Raw genomic sequence first — 18,911 nt, 5'->3', positions numbered from 1 at the left:
TATATGAAAGTAAATAAATATAATAGTCTCATTTTTGCAATATTATTTGGATTTGGCTTTTCAAGTCAGGCGCAAACAAAACAGTGGACTTTAGAAGAATGTGTAAAGTATGCACTGGATCATAATATATCCATTCGACAATCTGAGTTAGATACACAATCGGCGGGAATTGATAAAAAAGATGCTTTTGGTAAATTCTTGCCTACGGTTTCAGCTTCGGCTTCGCATTCTTGGAACATTGGATTGAATCAGGATATTACAACAGGACTTTTGAAAAATCAAACTACGCAGTTTACTTCGGCAGGAGCCAGTGTAGGAATTGATATTTATAAGGGCTTACAAAACTTAAATACACTTAGAAAATCGAATTTATCATTAATTGCAGCTAAATACCAATTGCAAAAAATGCAAGAAGATATTGCTTTGAATGTAGCTAATGCTTATTTGCAAGTGCTTTTTAACAAAGAAAATTTAAAAGTACAAAACGATCAATTGACTATCGATAACAAACAGTTAAACAGAACACAAGAATTAGTAAATGCAGGTAATTTACCTAAAGGTGATTTGTTAGATGTGAAAGCAACTATTGCTGCCGATAATCAGAAAGTGATTAATGCCGAAAATGCTTTGTTGATTTCTAAATTAAGCTTGGCGCAGTTGTTACAATTAGATGGTTTTGACAATTTTGATGTAGTAGATTCGAATGAATTTCAAATGAATCAAACTATTTTGTCTCAAACACCCACCAGCATTTATGATAAAGCAAAGCAAGAGCGTGTAGAGCTTAAGATAGCGCAGACAAATTTAGAAATAGCCCAAAAAAATATAACCATTGCCAGAGGAGCTTATCAACCTACTTTGAGAGGTTTTTATAATTTTAATAGTCGTGTTTCTTATGCTGATGTGGCTTTAAGAGACCCAAATACTGGGGCTGTTATTGGGACACAGGCGCCACCTAAATTTTTTGATCAGTTTAGCGATAATAAAGGGCAGTCATTTGGTGCTCAATTGAGTATTCCAATTTTTAACGGATTTTCAGTTCGAAATAATGTAGAGCGTAGCAAAGTGAATTATGAGAAATCTAAAATTGCTTTAGAGCAGCAAGAATTAGATTTACAGCGTAATGTTTATACTGCTTTTACAGATGCTAAAGGTGCATTGAAAGCTTACGAATCGGCAATTGAGGCCTTAGATGCAAGATCGCAGTCGTATAATTATTCCAAAGAAAAATTTGAAGTAGGATTAATGAATTCGTTTGATTTAAGTCAGTCACAAACATTGCTTTCTAATGCACAATCAGAAGTTTTAAGAACCAAATACGATTATATTTTTAAAACAAAAATATTAGAATTCTATTTTGGAATTCCAATTATAAAAAATTAAAGAAGTTATGTCAAAAAAAAATATTTATATTCTTTTAGCTGTTTTTGTTGTTGTGATTGGCTTGTTGATGTATCTGGGCAAAAAAGGTGTTTTTGGAAATAAAGATGATGTTAAAGAGGTTGAAATAGCAAAAACTGTCCCAATGACTATTGTGGAAACAGTTTCGGCAACGGGCAAGATTCAACCCGAAATAGAGGTTAAAATTGCTTCGATGGTTTCGGGAGAAATTATAGATCTACCTATAAAAGAAGGTCAAGTAGTTAAAAAAGGGGATTTGTTGGTGAAGATAAATCCTGATTTATATTTATCTAGTTTGAATAGAACTGTTGCAGGATTATCCGGTTCTAAAGCTGGATTGACACAAAGTGAAGCACAATTTAAAGAAGCAAAATCCAGTTATGAAAGAAATAAGGTTTTGTTTGAAAAAGGAATTATTTCAAAATCAGATTGGGATAAATCAGTGTCGTCATTTGAAGTAGCTAAGGCTACCAGACAATCGGCATATTATAATGTTCAGAGTGCTTCGGCATCGGTTAATGAGGCTAAAGATAACTTAGGAAGAACTATTATTTATTCTCCTGCCGATGGAACTATTTCGATGCTAAATGTAGAATTGGGAGAAAGAGTGTTAGGAACACAGCAAATGACAGGAACTGAACTTCTTAGAGTGGCTAACTTGAACAATATGGAAGTGGAAGTAGATGTAAACGAAAATGATATTGTAAAAATTAAAGAAGGTGATTTGGCAAATGTAGAGGTGGACGCTTATCTGAAAAAACAATTCAAAGGAGTAGTTACTAGTATTTCTAATTCGGCGAGCTCAACTTTAACGGCTGATCAGGTAACTAATTTTAAGGTTAAAGTTAGAATTCTAAAAGAGTCTTACGAAGATTTATTGACTGGAAAACCAGTGACTTATTCTCCTTTTAGACCAGGAATGACAGCAACAGTAGATATTATTACTAAAACGAAGAAGAATGTTTTGGCGGTACCCATTAGTGCTGTAGTTGTAAAAACGGACACAACTGCTGTTTCGATAACGGATAAAAAAATTCCGGATGACAAAGATGATAAGAATCTAGCACCTAAAAACGATAAAAAATTAGAGTGTGTTTTCTTGAAATCAGGCGAGAAAGTTAAAATTAAAATTGTAAAAACCGGAATTCAAGACGATACTAACATTGAAATTTTAAGCGGAATTAAAAATGGGGATGTTGTAATAACAGGACCTTATAATATTGTGAGTAAAGAATTGAATTCGGGTGACAAAGTAACGGTAAAATCCGAAACTACTAAGAAATAAGTTTTGTTCTTTTGTAATCTTCCATTAGAATTTTAGACCTTTGTAAAAAAAAATACATTGAATAATAATTATATACTTAACATAGAAACGGCTACTAAAAGTTGTTCTGTTTCAGTTGCTCTAAATGGTAAAACTGTTGTTTGTCATGAAATCGCTGAAGAAGGTTATTCTCATGCTGAACGTTTGCATGTTTTTATAGAGCAAGGTATAAAAGAAACTGGAATTAGCTATCAAGATTTGGTTGCTATTGCAGTAAGTCAGGGACCGGGTTCTTATACAGGTCTTCGGATTGGAGTTTCGGCGGCTAAAGGTTTGTGTTATGCTTTAGGGATTCCATTAATTGCGGTGGATACTTTACAATCATTAGCAGCTCAAGTTAAAATTTCATCTGGATTAATTGTTCCAATGTTAGACGCAAGAAGAATGGAAGTGTATAGTGCTGTTTTTTCTGCTGAATTAGCATTTAAAAGAGCCATTCAGGCCGAAGTTATTACTCAGGAATCTTTTCAGGAACTTGAAGAAACAGTCTATTTTGTTGGCGATTGTGCCGAGAAAGCAAAAACGGTATTAAGCAAAGCTAATTTTGTTTTTTTAGAAGAGGTAAAATTCCCTTCAGCTAAAGAAATGAGTGCACTAAGTTTTGAGAAATATACTAAAAAAGATTTTGTAGATGTTGCTTATTTTGAACCTTATTATTTGAAAGATTTTATGGTAACGACTTCAAAGAAATAGTACCATTTTTTGAAAATATAAAAAAAAGCGTTTCAATCGAAACGCTTTTTTGTTTTTATGGCAATCAAGATTTTAAGCGTTAATTGCTTCCACTTGAATTTTTTCGTCGTTTAGCATGCTTTTCAACATGTTTTCGATTCCTGATTTTAAAGTAAAAGTAGAAGATGGACAACCACTACAAGCACCTTGAAGAATTACTTTTACAATTTTGCTCTCTTCATCATAAGATTCAAAAGCAATATTTCCACCATCGGCAGCAACTGCTGGTTTTACATATTCTTCTAAGATATTGATGATTTGTTGTGAAGTAACATCAAGTTTGTCAAACTCTTCTGTTTTAATTTGTTCTTGTTTTTCGGCAGCAATTACTACGCTGTCGTCAAGAACAATTCCTCCGTTTTCAATATATTGTTTGATAAAAGTTCTTAATTCTAAGGTAATTTCATCCCAACTATTCAAATCGTATTTGGTAACCGAAATATAGTTTTCATCAATAAAAACTTCTTTTACATAAGGAAATTTGAATAATTCTTTTGCCAATGGTGAAGAAGCTGTTTGGTCGATATTTTTGTATTCCACAGCATTTTTTGTTAGCATTCTGCTTACCACAAATTTCAAAGCCGAAGGATTTGGAGTTGTTTCTCCATAAACCGTAATAGGTTGTTTTTTAGCTTTGTTTTCGTCAAGCTTGATGATGGCTCCACCGTTGTTTACAAAGTTTTCAATTTGTTCAGCGACAGCCTCTTTGACATCATCCCATTCTACAATACTGAATCTTTCCACTGCAATAAAGTTTCCAGAAATGTAAACGGTTTTTACAAATGGTAAGTAAAATAATTGTTGAGCCAGAGGCGAAGATTTAGCTTCGTCGATATTTTTAAACTCAAAACTTTCATTTTTAGTGATAAAATCCTCAAATTCAAACTTTAATATAGTAGGGTTTTGCGTTTCTTTAACGGTTATTTTTGTCATGACTTTTGTAAATTTTTACAAATTTAGTAAAGTTATTTTCTATGATTAACTATATTTGGATTATTAATGAATAAATTAACTTAACTTTAGTTTTTGGACTAAGTTTCTGTCGTTTTTTCAATTCATCTAGATTAATTTTTTTTAAATGTATAGTAAAATTAAATACTTTTTAATCTGTTTTTTTATCGGCTTCTATTCTTATTCGCAGGAAGGAATTCCCGTATATTCAGATTATCTTTCCGATAATTACTATTTACTTCATCCGTCTATGGCGGGTGCTTCTAATTGTGCTAAAATTAGATTAACAGCTCGTAAACAATGGTTTGGACAAGAAGATGCTCCTGCGTTGCAAACCTTGAGTTTTAATGGTAGAGTAGGTGAAAAGGCAGGTGCCGGTATTATCCTTTTTAACGATAAAAATGGTTATCATTCTCAAAAAGGAGTTAAGCTTACTTATGCTTATCATTTGATGTTTTCTAGAGATGAAATTGACTTGAATCAGTTGTCTTTTGGTATTAGTGGCGGTTTGATTCAGAGTCAGTTAGATGAAACTTCTTTTTTACAATCAGGTGATTTTGATCCAATTATTGATGGAACAATAGTTCAAAAAGATTCTTATTTTAATGTTGATTTTGGGATGTCTTATAATTATTTGGATTTTTATGTTCATGGAACCGTTAAGAATGCTATTGAAACCAGACGCGATATTTATACCGAATTTGAAAGTGACAACTTAAGAAAATACATCTTAAGTGCAGGTTATGTTTTTGGGGATAAATACAGAGTATTATGGGAGCCTTCCGTTTTGTTTCAATATACTGAATTGACCACAGAAAAGGCAATCGATTTTAATTTAAAAGCCTACAAAAATATGGATTTTGGTACCTTATGGGGTGGTTTATCTTACAGAACCAGCTTTGATGGTGCCGAGTACAATAACGGAAATGGTACTTCAAAACAAAGATACCAATCCATTACTCCAATTGTTGGGGTGAACTTTGGAAATGTAATGTTTGCTTATACTTATTCAAACATAGGTGGAAAAGTAAAATATGCTACAGGTGGTTTTCACCAAATAACTTTAGGGCTTAATTTATTCTGTAAAAGAGAAAAATACGAGTGTAATTGTCCTGCCATTAATTAATTCAAAATTCCATGTTGATAAAATCAGTTAACGGAAAATCTCCAGCAATTCCTGAAGATTGTTATGTGGCAGAAAATGCTACCATTGTTGGCGATGTCAGTTTTGGAACATCCTGCAGCGTTTGGTTTAATGCCGTGATTAGAGGAGATGTCAATTATATAAAAATTGGCAACAAAGTCAATATTCAAGATGGCGCTGTTATTCATTGTACTTATCAAAAATATCCAACAATTATAGGAAATAATGTTTCCATTGGACATAATGCTATTGTTCACGGTTGTGTGATTCAGGACAATGTTTTGATAGGAATGGGAGCAATTGTAATGGATAATTGTATCGTAGAAAGTAATTCAATTGTTGCAGCAGGGGCGGTAGTTACTCAAAACACCATAATTACTTCAGGTTCTATTTGGGCAGGAGTTCCTGCTAAAAAGGTAAAAGACCTAAATCAATCTAGTTTTGCGGGCGAAATAGAACGTATTGCGGATAATTATTTGATGTATTCTAGCTGGTTTAAAGAAGAAGAATAGTTTACAAATTGATTTTCTCAAAGAATGAATTTTTGTAGCTTTCACTAATTGGAATGCGTTTATCAGTAATTAATACCTTGTTTTTTTGAATCGATTTCACATATTTGATATTGATAATATAGGAACGATGAATCCGAGCAAATCCTTTATTTGAAAGTATGTTTTCCAGCTTAATCAAGCTGATTAGCGTTAACGTATATTTATTGTCATTAGTATATATTTTGACATAATCTTTCAATCCTTCTATAAATAAAATATCCGAAAAATTAATTTTTACATTCTCATATTCGGAACGTACAAACATAAAATCAGGTTCTAATTCTGGAGCAACTACTTGAGGCGTTGTAGCAGTTGTTATTGTGTTTTGAGTCAAGAATAATTGCTGCGCTCTCATAACCGATTTTAGAAAACGGTGAAAAGGAATTGGTTTTACTAAATAATCAACTGCTCCTAGATTAAAGCCTTCTACGGCATAATTAGAATAAGCAGTGGTGAAAATAATTAAGGGTTTTTTGTCGATAGCATTTAGAAAGTCAATTCCTGAAAAGTGTGGCATTTCGATATCCAAGAAAATCAAATCCACATTAGTAGTGTTAATCATAGTAATTGCATCAATAGCATTATTAAAAGTATTGATGAGCTCAAGACTTTCTACTTTGCTAACAAATTCCTTGATTAAATCAACCGCTAAAGGTTCGTCATCTATAATTACACACTTCATTTTGTTTCTTTTTCCAATGGTTCAAGCTTCAAATTTAAATAAACACTATATTTGTTTTCTGTTTCATCAATGGTTAACTGATGTGCATTTGGATACAAGATACTCAATCTATTTTTGATATTATTCAATCCTATTCCTGAGTTGTTCGGGTCTTTGATTTGGTTTTCTATTCGGTTTTCAATCCAAAAATCTAAAATGCTGTCCTCTATACTAATTTTTATTTTTACAAAAGCAGTTCCCTTATAATCTGTTCCGTATTTAAATGCATTTTCTATAAAGGAAATTAACAATAAAGGTTCAATTGATTTGTTTTTGGTATCACCATGTATGTTAATAAAAATATTTTCAATGTTGTTTAATCGTAATTTTTGTAATTCGATATAGTTTTTAATGTAGTTGATTTCTTTTTCTAAAGATACAGCTTTGTTATCTGTTTCATAGAGCATGTACCGCATCATTTCTGATAAAGTTACAATGGCATCGGGAACTAAATCGGATTTTTTATATGCTAAAGAATAGATGCTATTTAGGGCATTGAATAAAAAATGCGGATTGGTTTGTTTTCTTAGGTAATTTAATTCAGTAGAGGTTTTACGAGTTTCTGAAATTAATTTGTTTTGTTGGTTAATGTAAAACTCTGAAAGAGTTTTAATTACGGTGCTAATTGTTATAATAAGTAAATAAAAAAGAGATGGGAAAAACTTGAAAAAATGTGGTGGTTTTTTCGGGAATCTTTTATCAGGAATAATTTCTTTTCCAGAAGCATCAAAGAATTTTTCATGTGGAAGATTGTGGAAATCTGGGCTGAAATAAAAGACCTTAATACAAGTTAATATAGCAACTATGGTAAATGTAATTCCTAAATAAGCAGTGTATTTTTTTTGTAATAGCAAATGGGGTACAAAATAAAAATAATTAGCGTAGAATAATAGAATCCCACTTGACCATTGTACATAAAATTCGGCATCAATGCTAGTAAAGTTTTGGTAAAAAGGCAATAAGGAGGCAATTATTAAAAAGCACCAAATGATACTGTGTATCAGTATTTTGTTAGAATTGTTATTTGTAATTTCCTCTAAGTCCATCTAGGTTTTTATTGACAATAAAATTAAATCTTTTTTTGTAATTGTAGGCGAAGTTTTGTCTTTCAATTTTTGTAAAACTAAAGAGCCTACTTTTAAAGCTTCCTTTTCGTTTTCGAAAGATTTTTGTGTTGTAATAACTGGAATAATGGATTGTTTTATAATGATTTTATCATTCTTTTTAATAACATATCCCCAGCCAGTTGGTGTTTTAATAGATTCTAAAGTCAATCCTTGTTTCTTACTACAAGCAAAAACAATCAATAAGCAGCTTAGTAAAACGAAATACTTTAGGGTATTGACTAAAAAATTCTTCTGGATCTTTGACCAGAAGAATTTAGTTTGTGTATTAATTATCATCGTCATTTTGTTCTTCTTGTGGTTTAAATTCCCATACATCATCATAATAAGAAGAGCCTGATCTTCCTAGTAATACAAATCCTCTTTCATTGATTGCTATACCAATTGCATCAGTTCTACCAGAACCTTCAAGGGGTGTTTTTTCAGACCATACGTCTGTAGCGGGATCATATTCCCAAATCGTTTTTGAACTTTCGCCGCAAGCTAAGTATCCTAATCCGTTCATCGAGAAGGCTGATGCATTAGAACGTACAATTGCATAATCATCATTGTATGATTCATCATCATCCGTGTCTTGATCAATATCACGTTTTTTGGTCCAGCTATCGTCACTTGGATCAAACATCCAAAAGTCAACTTGATATGCGCCATTGTTTGTTCCGGCTACTAAATAAGCTTTGTCATCAATTACAAATACTGAGGCGTTACGTCTTTTATTTCCGCTAAAACCGTTTACTTGTGTCCAAGAATCCGCATTAGAATTGTACTGATAAAAATCTTTTAAATAATTGCCATCATATCCAGTCCCAAAATAGGCTTTTCCACCTACTTGAAAACCAACAGCAGAGTAACGGGCTGTTCCAATGAAATCTGATTTTTGAGTCCATATATTAGTATCTGGATTGTATTGATAAAAATCTTTTAATTTATTGGTTCCATCATATCCTAAACCTATATAGCCATTTCCATCTAATGCAAATCCAGATGCAGAGCTTCTTGCAGTTCCTGTAAAATCAGCTTTTTGTTCCCAATAATCTCCATCAGAATTATATGCCCATAGGTCTTTTAAATATTCGTCTCCGGTATATCCTGTAGCAACATAAGCATATGAACCAATTACGAAACTTGTTGCACTTGATCTGGCAGGGCCGTCAAATGAGGATTTTCTAATCCAGTTTCCTAATAACTCTTCCTCATCATCATTGCTGCAACTTACAAAAACTAATCCCATTAATAGTATGGCAATTAGGGTTCTTCCTTTTAAAATAGTCATAATTTAGTTTATTTGTTATTGTTTGTATTTTATGCCAATGCTAAAAAGATATCCGTCATTAGCGTTGAAATTAAATTGTGTTGTTCCGTTGTTATCGGTCAAACGGTATTTTTTATTGAATTGATAGCCTCCTTGAAAATTCATATACCAGTTACTATCAAGGTTTCTTTCGTAGGTTGTAGAAGTTGTCATTTGAGCGAAACTCATTTTCCTAGCACTTATATTTGGACTTATCGATTTAGTTTGATCAAGCTTGTAATACGCTCCAGCAAAGACATTGTTTACACTAAATGTATTTCTACGATTATTAGAATACTGAATGCTTGAATAAGGAAATCCAAGTTCCATTTGGGTTTTTGTAGTCAACTGACTATGGAAAGCTATAGTAGGAAGGACTTGAGCTTTTCCAAAAACATTCATTTTTTTTACTCCTAGTTGTAGACTGTTTTTTGTGTTAAAAGCATAATCAATTCCGACTCCACCAAAGAAACTAACATCCGAAAAGTCTAAGCTGTTTTCAAAACCAGCCATTGTTTTAAACTCGATATCCAAAGTTATTTTTTGGTTGAATTGATGTTTTAGTTCAAAAGTATTGGTGATTTGATTATATGTACTGCTGTTGTTTTCGGTATAAAAATTTGCTAAGTTGTAATTGAATCCTGTGTTTGTATAACTCATGCTATTTGTTATTTTGTTTTTTGAATCCAAATTTTTATAAAACGAAAAGTCAATTCCGGTATCATTTTTTGTGATTTCTTCGGTTGGAATGGTATTGATGTTCAGTTCTAAGGAATAGCCACTTTGAGCAGCTATTTTAAGAATTGGAATTATAAAAAATAGGCTTGTTAAATATTTTAATTTCATTTATTTCTTTATTGCATCAAAAGTATATTCATTATCTATTTTAAAAAAAGAAGATATATGAATGCTCTTTTTTCATAGACAAAATGCTGTTTTGTTCGGTCGAATGAAATTCTAAGTATTGAATAGAGAATGTAGATTAAAAAGTCCTTTTTATAGACATAAATAGCTTGGTTGTATATGTTGTTAGGCTTTGTAGATAGGGCTCTGCTATATTTGTTCAAAAATATTTTATGTATAGATTATTTATAGTGTTGTTTTTTGGGGTTATGATTACTTCGTGTAATTCTGATGTAGATGTAGGAGAATTTGTAGTAGGTTCTGATAATTTAGCTGTGAATAATAAAGTAATATTAATTGATACTGCTACAGTTGAAGTTTCAACTATTAATTTTGATTCTTTAGTTACTTCCGGTACAAGTAGAATACTTTTAGGAAACTATAATGATCCAATTTTTGGGAAGGTAAAATCGGATAGTTATTTTCAGTTGACTTCTACTAGTTATGGATTACAAACTACGAGTTCGGATACAGAAGGTGCCAACTATGTTTTTGATTCGATTCGAATGGTTTTAATTCCCGATAAATATTATTATGCCGATACAACCCAAGTGCAGTCAATCAGCATTCATCGTTTGTTGCAAAAAGTTAAACCGAATACAGAAGATGATAGTTTTTATAATAATTCGACTTTAAGTTATGATGATTCAAGTATTGGTAGCGCTTCTTTTAAACCGAAACCTATTTCTCAAGATACCATTTTTGTAAAAATGGATGATGTTTTTGGAGATGCTCTTTTTCAAAAATTAAAAAAGCGGGAGATTACTACCGAGGATGAATTTATAGAATATTTTAAAGGTTTGGTGATTCAATCTACTTCTGAAGCTACTTCTGCTGTGGTGGGTTTTAAAACTACAAGTTCTTTGCAATTGTATTATTCAAAAAAAGTATCAGATTCTGAAACATCGCTTTTACAAGAATTTACTATTAGCGATGCTTCTAAACAATTCAATAGGATTTCATTAAATAGAATAGGAACTATTGTAAAAGATTTGCCAGGGACTACAGGTCGACTTTCTAGTAATTTGACCGAAAATAAATCATTTATTCAATCAGGTACTGGTTTGGCTTGTAGGATTGATTTTCCTAATATAAAGGAGCTTAAATACATTACTGAAAAAGGTGCTATTGTTGACGCTCAATTGGTTATTAGACCCGTAAATAATACGTATTCTAAAAATTATCCGCTGGCTGATTCCTTAAATGTTTATGTTGCCGATCAGTTAAATCGAATATCAAGTACGTTAAATTCGGCCTCAGGTTATCCAGTTTATGCAGTTTTAAATAAGGAAAGCGATGAGTTTGATGAAAATATAGGATATAGCATTCCGCTAGGTTCATTTATGCAAAATGAAATGATAAAACAGTCAGATACTAAGTTGGCTTTGATACTCACAATGCCAAATATTTCTAAAGCGGTGAATCGTTTGGTGTTAGGAAACCAAAAAAACACGGGAAATAAAATTTTATTAAAAATATATTATATCTCATATTAGATGAAAAATACAATCGCAATAATATCTTTTTTAATTCTTGTTTCTTTTGGCTCTTATTCCCAAAGTTTATCGAGTTCTCCTTATTCTATTTATGGATTGGGGAGTTTATATGAAGTTGATTTTGGTTCGATTTCAGGAATTGGTTCTTCGGGTGTTGCTTTACCATCGACACAATTTATTAATAATTTAAATCCTGCTTCGTTGGCTTTTATGCATAAAAATCATTTTATTTTTGATGTTGGGGGGAATATGATTCAAACTGCTTATCAGGATTTATCAAGAAAAGAAAGCCGAAACAATATACAGTTTTCTCATATTGCCTTTGCTTTTCCTATAAGTCCTAAGTCGGCGTTTAGTCTTGCATTAAAACCGTATTCTAGTGCTGGTTTTAAAATATCCAATTATAAATTGCCTATTCAGGATAGTAATGAGGAATATACGTTGAGTGCTACGGGAACTGGTGGTTTGAATAGTTTTGATATTTCATTTGGACATCTAATTGGTACTAAATTATCAGTGGGTTTGTCTACTTCTATTTTGTTTGGAAGTACGAAAGACTCTAGAGAATATTTAATTGCAAATTCTGTTACGACTATAGATAAAGAATCTTCGTATAATGGCGCTAGATTGAATTTAGGAGGCCAATTTAAAATTGATTCCACTTTTACTATAGCAGCAAATTTAAAATCTCCTTCAAAAGTAAATGCTACCAAGGTTCAATCGGTTGTTACTTATAATGCTGATTTGGAAGCTACGAGTACCATGGAGTCACAAGCAAAATCGGATACTGATGATTATTATTTGCCATTTGAATTTGTTGTTGGATTTAGCAAAAGATTTAAAAATAATTTAAATCTGACAATGGATTACGAAAAGGCTTTTTGGCAAAATACCAATCAGGCCGATTTGTATGGAAATTATCTGAATCAGGAAAAGTTTAAAATGGGGTTTTCGTATAAAAAAGCTAAGAATTTAAGAAACTATTTTGATAGAATGCAGTTTTCTACTGGGTTGAATTATGATAGTGGATTTTTGGAAATAGATAATAAAAGAATAGAGAATAAATCAATTTCATTTGGTGTTTCGTTGCCTATTGAACACACCTTTTCAATGCTTAATATTTCTTATTCTTATGGTCAAAAAGCGCGGATTAGTAATGGGTTGATAAAAGAGAATTATCACAAGATTTCGGTTAATTTATCTTTAGATGGAATTTGGTTTGTAAAAAGAAAAATAGAATAATTTAAAAATATTTTTCTTGTACAGCATACTTACAGCCTATAATGTTTGCTAGAACTTTTGGGTTGGTATTGGTATAAAAAATGGGCTTGTTGTTGTTATCCGTATTAAAACCGATTTCTTTTAATACATTTTGCGTTTGTCTTGCCACGGCCAAACCAGAATCAATTATTTGGATATGATCGGGGATGATTTTTCTTATTTGAGGGATGAGATAAGGATAATGGCTGCAGCCCAGTACAAGAAAATCAATGTTTGCTTCGATCATTGGTTTCAAATAGGAGCGAAGTAGTTGATCCATTTCTGGAGAGTCAATCTGACCGTTTTCTATTAATTCCACTAGTCCATAGCCTATTTGCTCTATGATTTTAGTTTCATAGAACATTTCGGTAGTTTTATGAAATAATTCACTGTTCAAAGTTCCTTTGGTAGCCAGAATACCTATAACTTGTGTTTTAGAGTTAATTGCTGCAGGTTTTATTGCTGGCTCTATACCAATAAACGGAATGTCATAATGAGCTCTTAATTCTCTTATGGCATTAGTAGTTGCGGTGTTGCAGGCAACTACAATCAATTTGCACTTCATGTTAAGCAAAAAATCGACGTTTTTCATGCTTAAGCGTATGATTTCTTCTTTGGATTTTTCTCCATAAGGAGCGTTTTTACTATCGGCTAAATAGATGGTTTTTTCGTTAGGTAAAAGATTATGAATCTCTTTCCAAATCGAAGTTCCTCCTATTCCTGAGTCAAAAACACCTATGGGTTGATTGTTATCCATTGAAACAAATTTAATAGCTATGGATTAATTTTCCTAAGAATTAGATATAAAAAAACCGCTCAATTCTGTGTAGAAAAAAGAGCGGTTTTTTTTTGAATTTAGAATATATTAGAATCCTAAGTCTTTTTTAACGTCTGCAGTAATGTTTGGTCCATCAGCTAATAAAAGAGTAGATCCGTCTAATACGTATTGGAAACCTTTAGCTTTACCTACTTTTTGGATTGAAGCTCTTACTTTTTCCATCAATGGTTTTACGATATCAGATTCTTTTTGTTGTAATTCTTTTTGAGCATTGTCTCTAAAGTCAACAATTCTTTTTTGCATGTCTTGAACTTCTTTAGAACGTTCTCCGTTTACAGCATCAGTTACTGTAGCAGATTCTCCTTCATATTTTTTCAATTTTGCTTGGTATTCTTCTACCATCTTTTTGTAGTCTGCATCGTATGTAGTGCTTAATTTTTCTAATTGGTTTTGAGCATCTAGCATAGCTGGCATCTTTGCCATAATTTCACTTACATCTACATGGGCTGTCTTTGCTTGTGCATTGATGGTTTGTTTTGCTCCAAAAACGAATAGAGCGGCAATTAATAAAGTTTTAATTTGTTTCATTGGTTTTAAAATATTAAGTAATTAATTTATTGTTTTAATTTTTCTTCTCTAGCAGCTTTGATAGAGTCTCTTTGTTGAATAATTTGTAATCTTCTTTCTTCTAATGCTTTTTTACGGTCTTCGATAATTTTTTTACGGTCTTCTAGAGCTTTTGCTTTTGCATCTGCTGCTTTTTGTTTGGCTAATTCTGCTTCTGTTAGCGTACTATCTGTAACTACTTTTTGAGCTTCTGTTTTAGTAGGTGTTTCAGAAACTGCTGGTTTTTTTTGTGCCGCCGCTCTATCATCTAGAATTTTTTGTCTTCGTTCTTCTAATTCTTTTTTACGATCTGCAATAGCCTTGTTTCTGTCTTCAAGTGCTTTCGCTTTAGCATCGACAGCTTTTTGTTTAGCCAATTCCGTTTCTGTTTGAGTGTCATTTGCGGCAGCTTTTTGAACCTCTGTTTTAACTGTTTCAGAAACCGTGCCATTTTTTTTAGCAGCTCTTTCGTCTAATATTCTTTGTCTTCGTTCTTCGTAATCTTTTTTCTTTTGTTCTACAGCTAATTTTCTATCGGCTATTATTTTTTCTCTGGCCGCTTTTCTTTCATCTAAAACTTTTTGTCTTTCGGAAAGTTCAGGATTATCAGCAATAGCGTCTTCTTTATTTTCTTTTTCTTGCTCTGCAGCTAATTCTTTTTTGCTTAGCTGTTCTCTTTTTTCAGTACGATTAATGACTCTTAACACTTGGTCGCTGATGTCAAATCTTTTATCTGCAAAAAGCATGGTTAAATCCGATGATTTGTCAAAGATAAAATCGTATTTTTTGGCTTCGGCAATGTCTTGTACTGCTGTAAAAACCTGATCTTGTATTGGTTTTACTAATAAAGCTTTTTGACTCATTAATAAACCATTTGGACCAAATCTCTTTTGTTGTAAATCTAATAATTCATTTTCCAGAAAGGTAATTTCCGTTTCTCTTTCTTCGATTAATGATTTTGTCAATAGCGGTTTTTCGGCAGTAAGTGCTTCTTTAACTTTGTTAATATCTAATTTTTTTGCTTCTATTTCTTGCTTCCACTTTTCTGCTTTTTCTTCTAAAAGGGAATTGGATTCATTGTAACTGGCGACATTTTGTAAAATGTATTCCATATCAATGTAACCTACACGATTTCCTCGAGCTTGTGAATGCAAACTATTGCTGATAATTGCGGCTAAAAATAGAAATAAAAAATGTTTTCTCATAACTTAAAGTTTTAGAAAATCAGAACTCAATTTTTTTAGAATTGTTGTCCAATTATGAAATGAGTTTCCCATCCATTTGGTTTTGTTGTTCCTGGTAAGGCATCAAATCCGTGTCCAAAATCAATTCCTAATAATCCAAATGCTGGCATAAATACTCTTAAACCAACTCCCGCTGAGCGTTTGATATCAAACGGATTGTATGCTTTAAAATTTTCAAAAGAGTTACCCGCTTCTAAAAAGGCTAGTGCATAAATTGATGCTGCTGCTTTTAATGTTATAGGATAACGCAATTCCATAGAGAATTTATTGTATACCGTAGCCCCAATTTGTTGACCATTTTGAATAGGTGTCAAAGAGTTGTTAGGATATCCTCTCAACTGTATGGTCTCTCTACCGTCCATTGAATAGTTTGCCATTCCGTCTCCACCCACATAAAATCTCTCAAATGGTACCAATCCTCTGTCTTGGTTGTATGCGCCTAAGAATCCAAATTCAGTTAATGTTCTTAAAACAAATTTACCATAAACTTTTGTATACCAATCGGCTTTGAATTTAATTTTATAATATTCTAACCAGTTGAACTTTTTTTGATCCACTTTTCCTTGGTCTACAGCTGCTTCTTCTGCTGTATCAACTTTATTGCCATTAGCGTCTAAGAAAGACCCTTTTGGTATTGTAAGACCATTTACAGTTGTTGTTTCGGTAGCTTTTCTTTTGTAATCGTCTTGGTTTTTTAAATCGCCATAATCAATTTTGTTAAATAAAGAGTAAGGCGGAGTAATTTTTGCAGAAAGACTAAATTCAGAACCATAGGTTGGGAAAATTGGATTCACTCCTTTGTTACTTCTTGAAAGTCCAATGGTGTAAGCAAAGTTTTTTGATGATCCATCCCCAAAAGTAAACAAACCGGTGTTATAGTTGTTCAAGTCATAGTTTTGATAACTGATAGATTGTGATAATACAAAAAAGTCATCTGGTACAGTCAATCTTTTTGCTAAACCTACAGATACTGTAAAGATGTTAAAGCTTTTTGATTTATCAACTTTGTAAGTAATATAGTTGTTTAAGAATTGTTTGCTGTAAGAAATCGAGGTGCTAAATTGTACAGGTTTTTTTTGTCCAAACCAAGGTTCAGAGAAGGAAACGCTATACGTTTGGAAATAAGTACTTCCTTGTAAGCGTAAAGAAACTTTTTGACCATCTCCCATAGGAAGTGGTTTGTATGCCGATTTGTTCATGATGTTTCTCGCCGAGAAGTTATTGAACGAAAGTCCTAAGGTTCCAATAAAACCACCGCCACCATAACCACCTTGTAGTTCAATCTGGCTAGAACCTTTTTCTACCAGGTTGTATTCAATATCAACTGTTCCAGCAGCGCCATCAACGTTTTTAAATTTTGGATCAATAGCTTCTGGGTCAAAATAACCCAATTGCCCAATTTCACGAACAGTTCTTACCAGTTCTTCTTTGCTGTATTTTTCTCCTGGTTTAGTTCTTAATTCGCGATAAATGACACGGTCATTTGTTTTGTCATTTCCAACCACTGTAATGTGATTGAAATATGCTAATGGACCTTCGGTAATTCTAATTTCGAAATCAATAGTATCGTTAGCTGTTTTTACTTCAACTGCGTTAATGTTAGAGAATAAATATCCGTTATTTTGATATAAATTGGTAATGTCTTCACCGTCAGGTTTCGTTTTGTCAGCAATTCTTTTTTCAAGTAAAACTCCGTTGTAGGTTTCTCCTTTTTTGATTCCTAAATATCTGTTTAAGTCTTGATCCGAATATACAGAGTTTCCTAAGAATTTAATGTTCCCAAAATAGTATTTGTTTCCTTCTTCAATATTTACTTTAATAGCTAAAGTGTTTTTTTCTTTGTTGTATGCTACTGTATCTGAAACAATTCGAGCATCACGGTACCCTTTTTCTTTGTATTTTTCAATAATTTTATCTAAATCTTCTTTGTATTTGTCTTTTACAAACTTTGAAGCTTTTAGTAATCGAATAGGATTTCTTTGTTTGGTATTCTTCATTGCTTTACGCAACTTTTTATCGGAAATCTTGCTGTTTCCTTCAAAATCAATTTTACTAATCTTGATTTTATCTCCCTTGTCTAAGCTCACAACCATATTTACTTGGTTGATTGCTGAGGTGTCTTTTACTGTATTGATGTTTACCTTAGAATTAAAGTAACCGTCTTTTTTGTATTTGTTCTCAATGTAGTTTTTAGTGGTAGTAATTAAGTTTTCATTGACTACTTTTCCCTTAGTTAAACTATTGTCTTTAATAAAGGTTTCCGTTTTACCCTTTTTAACTCCTATAAATTTTACATCGTTTAGTTTAGGAAGTTCTTTAATATCTAAGTCTAAATATATGCTATCGTTGTCAATATGGTTTACGTAAAAAGCAATTTCATCAAAAAGACCTAGTTTCCCAAGTTTTTTGATGGCAGCACTAATTTCTTCTCCAGGTACAGTGATTTCTTGTCCTTTTTGTAGACCAGCAAATGTTACTACAGTTTGATCATTAAAACTGATTTTATTGGTCAATTCTACCTTAGCTAAAATGTATTTTTTACCCTGGTCGAATGGTACTCTGTCTTGTGCCTTAATTTGTGAAAAACTTCCCAATAATACTAGGGAAAGTAATGCTTTTATACTTTTATTCAACACTAAAAAATTATTTAATTTGTTCACTTGTTTTTCCAAATCTACGTTCTCTTTTTTGATAACTAATAAGCGCCTCATAAAGGTGCTCCTCTCTGAAATCAGGCCACATAACCTCAGAAAAAAATAATTCAGCATAAGCAATCTGCCATAATAGGAAATTACTTATTCTGTGTTCTCCACTTGTTCTGATTAATAAATCTACATCGGGTAAATTTTGCGTGTAAAGATGCTCATTTATAATTGAATCGTCAATAGAGTCGATTGAAATTATATTATTTTTAACTTTATCAGAAATCTTCTTTACAGCGTTAATTATTTCTTCTCTAGAACCATAACTGAGGGCAAGTGTTAGGGTCATTCGAGTATTATTTTTTGTTTGTTCCATCACCTCTAGGAGTTTCTTTTGAGCCGATTTGGGCATCATTTCGATATTTCCTATGGCATTGAGTTTAATGTTGTTGTTTTGTAAAGTATCTAATTCTTTTTCCAGAGACTTTATCAATAACTTCATTAAGGTTTCTACCTCTAGTTTGGGTCTGTTCCAGTTTTCAGTTGAAAAGGCATATAGGGTTAGGTTTTCTATTCCTAATTTAGCACAATTTTCAATAGCAATTCGTACCGATTTGGTACCGTTTTCATGGCCTATTGTTCTAAGTAGACCTTGTTGTTTAGCCCATCTGCCATTACCGTCCATAATGATGGCAAGGTGTTTAGGGAGATTGTGTTTATTTATAGTATCTAATACGTTCATT

General features: G+C 32.2%; 18 protein-coding genes. 7 read left to right on the top strand and 11 right to left on the bottom strand.

From position 1 onward, the window contains the following. Positions 1-3: 3 nt before the first annotated feature. Genes AC4FRF_RS01080 through tsaB form a run of 3 tightly spaced genes read left to right on the top strand, consistent with a single transcriptional unit; the run spans position 4 to position 3,418 of the window. Entirely contained in the window at positions 4-1,383 is a 1,380-nt protein-coding gene (locus AC4FRF_RS01080) for a TolC family protein (protein WP_491157594.1), read from the top strand. A 7-nt stretch (positions 1,384-1,390) separates the two neighbouring features. Then, on the top strand, positions 1,391-2,686 hold the full coding sequence (locus AC4FRF_RS01075) for an efflux RND transporter periplasmic adaptor subunit (RefSeq protein ID WP_491157593.1): 1,296 nt from the start codon (positions 1,391-1,393) through the stop codon (positions 2,684-2,686). Between the two features lie 57 nt (positions 2,687-2,743). After that, positions 2,744-3,418, top strand: a complete 675-nt coding sequence (gene tsaB, locus AC4FRF_RS01070) for a tRNA (adenosine(37)-N6)-threonylcarbamoyltransferase complex dimerization subunit type 1 TsaB (protein WP_491157592.1) — start codon at positions 2,744-2,746, stop codon at positions 3,416-3,418. A gap of 72 nt (positions 3,419-3,490) precedes the next feature. Here the strand turns inward: tsaB and AC4FRF_RS01065 are convergent, their stop codons facing one another. Then, a complete protein-coding gene (locus AC4FRF_RS01065; RefSeq protein WP_491157591.1) occupies positions 3,491-4,390 on the bottom strand; it encodes a NifU family protein in 900 nt (299 codons plus the stop codon). 145 nt (positions 4,391-4,535) lie between these two features. Here AC4FRF_RS01065 and AC4FRF_RS01060 point away from each other — a divergent pair, with 145 nt between their 5' ends. Continuing rightward, positions 4,536-5,534: a PorP/SprF family type IX secretion system membrane protein gene (locus AC4FRF_RS01060; RefSeq protein ID WP_491157590.1), complete on the top strand. Its 999-nt coding sequence runs from the start codon at positions 4,536-4,538 to the stop codon at positions 5,532-5,534. 11 nt (positions 5,535-5,545) lie between these two features. Next, a complete protein-coding gene (locus AC4FRF_RS01055) occupies positions 5,546-6,064 on the top strand; it encodes a gamma carbonic anhydrase family protein (RefSeq protein ID WP_491157589.1) in 519 nt (172 codons plus the stop codon). Position 6,065: 1 nt separating this feature from the next. Here the strand turns inward: AC4FRF_RS01055 and AC4FRF_RS01050 are convergent, their stop codons facing one another. From AC4FRF_RS01050 to AC4FRF_RS01030, 5 genes are read right to left on the bottom strand one after another with little or no spacing between them, the layout of a single operon-like run. After that, positions 6,066-6,785 (bottom strand): LytR/AlgR family response regulator transcription factor, encoded by a 720-nt coding sequence (locus AC4FRF_RS01050; protein WP_491157588.1) that lies wholly within the window; start codon positions 6,783-6,785, stop codon positions 6,066-6,068. Continuing rightward, the gene (locus tag AC4FRF_RS01045; RefSeq protein ID WP_491157587.1) at positions 6,782-7,870 is read right to left on the bottom strand and encodes a sensor histidine kinase; all 1,089 of its coding nucleotides are present in this window, start codon (positions 7,868-7,870) and stop codon (positions 6,782-6,784) included. The genes AC4FRF_RS01050 and AC4FRF_RS01045 overlap by 4 nt, the downstream gene beginning before the upstream one ends. After that, on the bottom strand, positions 7,871-8,227 hold the full coding sequence (locus AC4FRF_RS01040) for a DUF4907 domain-containing protein (RefSeq protein WP_491157586.1): 357 nt from the start codon (positions 8,225-8,227) through the stop codon (positions 7,871-7,873). Next, complete coding sequence (locus tag AC4FRF_RS01035; protein ID WP_491157585.1) at positions 8,217-9,221, bottom strand: Kelch repeat-containing protein; 1,005 nt, start codon at positions 9,219-9,221, stop codon at positions 8,217-8,219. The genes AC4FRF_RS01040 and AC4FRF_RS01035 overlap by 11 nt, the downstream gene beginning before the upstream one ends. A gap of 15 nt (positions 9,222-9,236) precedes the next feature. Continuing rightward, a complete protein-coding gene (locus tag AC4FRF_RS01030; RefSeq protein ID WP_491157584.1) occupies positions 9,237-10,085 on the bottom strand; it encodes a DUF6268 family outer membrane beta-barrel protein in 849 nt (282 codons plus the stop codon). A gap of 230 nt (positions 10,086-10,315) precedes the next feature. Between AC4FRF_RS01030 and AC4FRF_RS01025 the strand changes: the two genes are divergently transcribed. Both AC4FRF_RS01025 and bamG read left to right on the top strand, forming a co-directional pair. Continuing rightward, entirely contained in the window at positions 10,316-11,638 is a 1,323-nt protein-coding gene (locus AC4FRF_RS01025; protein ID WP_491157583.1) for a DUF4270 family protein, read from the top strand. Continuing rightward, the gene (gene bamG, locus AC4FRF_RS01020; RefSeq protein ID WP_491157581.1) at positions 11,639-12,880 is read left to right on the top strand and encodes a BamG family beta-barrel-assembly machinery protein; all 1,242 of its coding nucleotides are present in this window, start codon (positions 11,639-11,641) and stop codon (positions 12,878-12,880) included. It abuts the gene before it with no gap. 1 nt (position 12,881) lies between these two features. Here the strand turns inward: bamG and murI are convergent, their stop codons facing one another. The 5 genes from murI to uppS all read right to left on the bottom strand — a co-directional run bounded on the left by murI (position 12,882) and on the right by uppS (position 18,910). Further along, positions 12,882-13,655 carry a glutamate racemase gene (murI, locus tag AC4FRF_RS01015; RefSeq protein ID WP_491157580.1) on the bottom strand — a complete coding sequence of 258 codons (774 nt, stop codon included), beginning with the start codon at positions 13,653-13,655 and terminating at the stop codon, positions 12,882-12,884. Between the two features lie 108 nt (positions 13,656-13,763). After that, positions 13,764-14,264, bottom strand: a complete 501-nt coding sequence (locus AC4FRF_RS01010; RefSeq protein WP_491157579.1) for an OmpH/Skp family outer membrane protein — start codon at positions 14,262-14,264, stop codon at positions 13,764-13,766. A 26-nt stretch (positions 14,265-14,290) separates the two neighbouring features. Further along, entirely contained in the window at positions 14,291-15,487 is a 1,197-nt protein-coding gene (locus AC4FRF_RS01005) for an OmpH/Skp family outer membrane protein (RefSeq protein WP_491157578.1), read from the bottom strand. Positions 15,488-15,522: 35 nt separating this feature from the next. Further along, entirely contained in the window at positions 15,523-18,237 is a 2,715-nt protein-coding gene (locus AC4FRF_RS01000) for a BamA/OMP85 family outer membrane protein (RefSeq protein ID WP_491157577.1), read from the bottom strand. Further along, positions 18,170-18,910, bottom strand: coding sequence for an undecaprenyl pyrophosphate synthase (gene uppS, locus AC4FRF_RS00995; protein WP_491157576.1), 741 nt, complete (start codon positions 18,908-18,910; stop codon positions 18,170-18,172). Before uppS ends, AC4FRF_RS01000 begins: the two co-directional genes overlap by 68 nt. Position 18,911 lies beyond the last annotated feature (1 nt).

This window comes from Flavobacterium sp. ST-158 (genome assembly GCF_058309975.1).
The sequence above is the reverse complement of the archived record's forward strand: the minus strand, read 5'-3'. Positions and strand labels throughout refer to the sequence as shown.

Coding starts and splice junctions, on each gene's coding strand:
- AC4FRF_RS01045 (WP_491157587.1), bottom strand. CDS start 7,870: ATGGACTTAGAGGAAATTACAAATAACAATTCTAACAAAATACTGATA.
- murI (WP_491157580.1), bottom strand. CDS start 13,655: ATGGATAACAATCAACCCATAGGTGTTTTTGACTCAGGAATAGGAGGA.
- AC4FRF_RS01005 (WP_491157578.1), bottom strand. CDS start 15,487: ATGAGAAAACATTTTTTATTTCTATTTTTAGCCGCAATTATCAGCAAT.
- AC4FRF_RS01040 (WP_491157586.1), bottom strand. CDS start 8,227: ATGATAATTAATACACAAACTAAATTCTTCTGGTCAAAGATCCAGAAG.
- AC4FRF_RS01000 (WP_491157577.1), bottom strand. CDS start 18,237: ATGAGGCGCTTATTAGTTATCAAAAAAGAGAACGTAGATTTGGAAAAA.
- AC4FRF_RS01075 (WP_491157593.1), top strand. CDS start 1,391: ATGTCAAAAAAAAATATTTATATTCTTTTAGCTGTTTTTGTTGTTGTG.
- AC4FRF_RS01080 (WP_491157594.1), top strand. CDS start 4: ATGAAAGTAAATAAATATAATAGTCTCATTTTTGCAATATTATTTGGA.
- uppS (WP_491157576.1), bottom strand. CDS start 18,910: ATGAACGTATTAGATACTATAAATAAACACAATCTCCCTAAACACCTT.
- AC4FRF_RS01010 (WP_491157579.1), bottom strand. CDS start 14,264: ATGAAACAAATTAAAACTTTATTAATTGCCGCTCTATTCGTTTTTGGA.
- AC4FRF_RS01060 (WP_491157590.1), top strand. CDS start 4,536: ATGTATAGTAAAATTAAATACTTTTTAATCTGTTTTTTTATCGGCTTC.
- AC4FRF_RS01030 (WP_491157584.1), bottom strand. CDS start 10,085: ATGAAATTAAAATATTTAACAAGCCTATTTTTTATAATTCCAATTCTT.
- bamG (WP_491157581.1), top strand. CDS start 11,639: ATGAAAAATACAATCGCAATAATATCTTTTTTAATTCTTGTTTCTTTT.
- AC4FRF_RS01035 (WP_491157585.1), bottom strand. CDS start 9,221: ATGACTATTTTAAAAGGAAGAACCCTAATTGCCATACTATTAATGGGA.
- AC4FRF_RS01025 (WP_491157583.1), top strand. CDS start 10,316: ATGTATAGATTATTTATAGTGTTGTTTTTTGGGGTTATGATTACTTCG.
- AC4FRF_RS01065 (WP_491157591.1), bottom strand. CDS start 4,390: ATGACAAAAATAACCGTTAAAGAAACGCAAAACCCTACTATATTAAAG.
- AC4FRF_RS01050 (WP_491157588.1), bottom strand. CDS start 6,785: ATGAAGTGTGTAATTATAGATGACGAACCTTTAGCGGTTGATTTAATC.
- AC4FRF_RS01055 (WP_491157589.1), top strand. CDS start 5,546: ATGTTGATAAAATCAGTTAACGGAAAATCTCCAGCAATTCCTGAAGAT.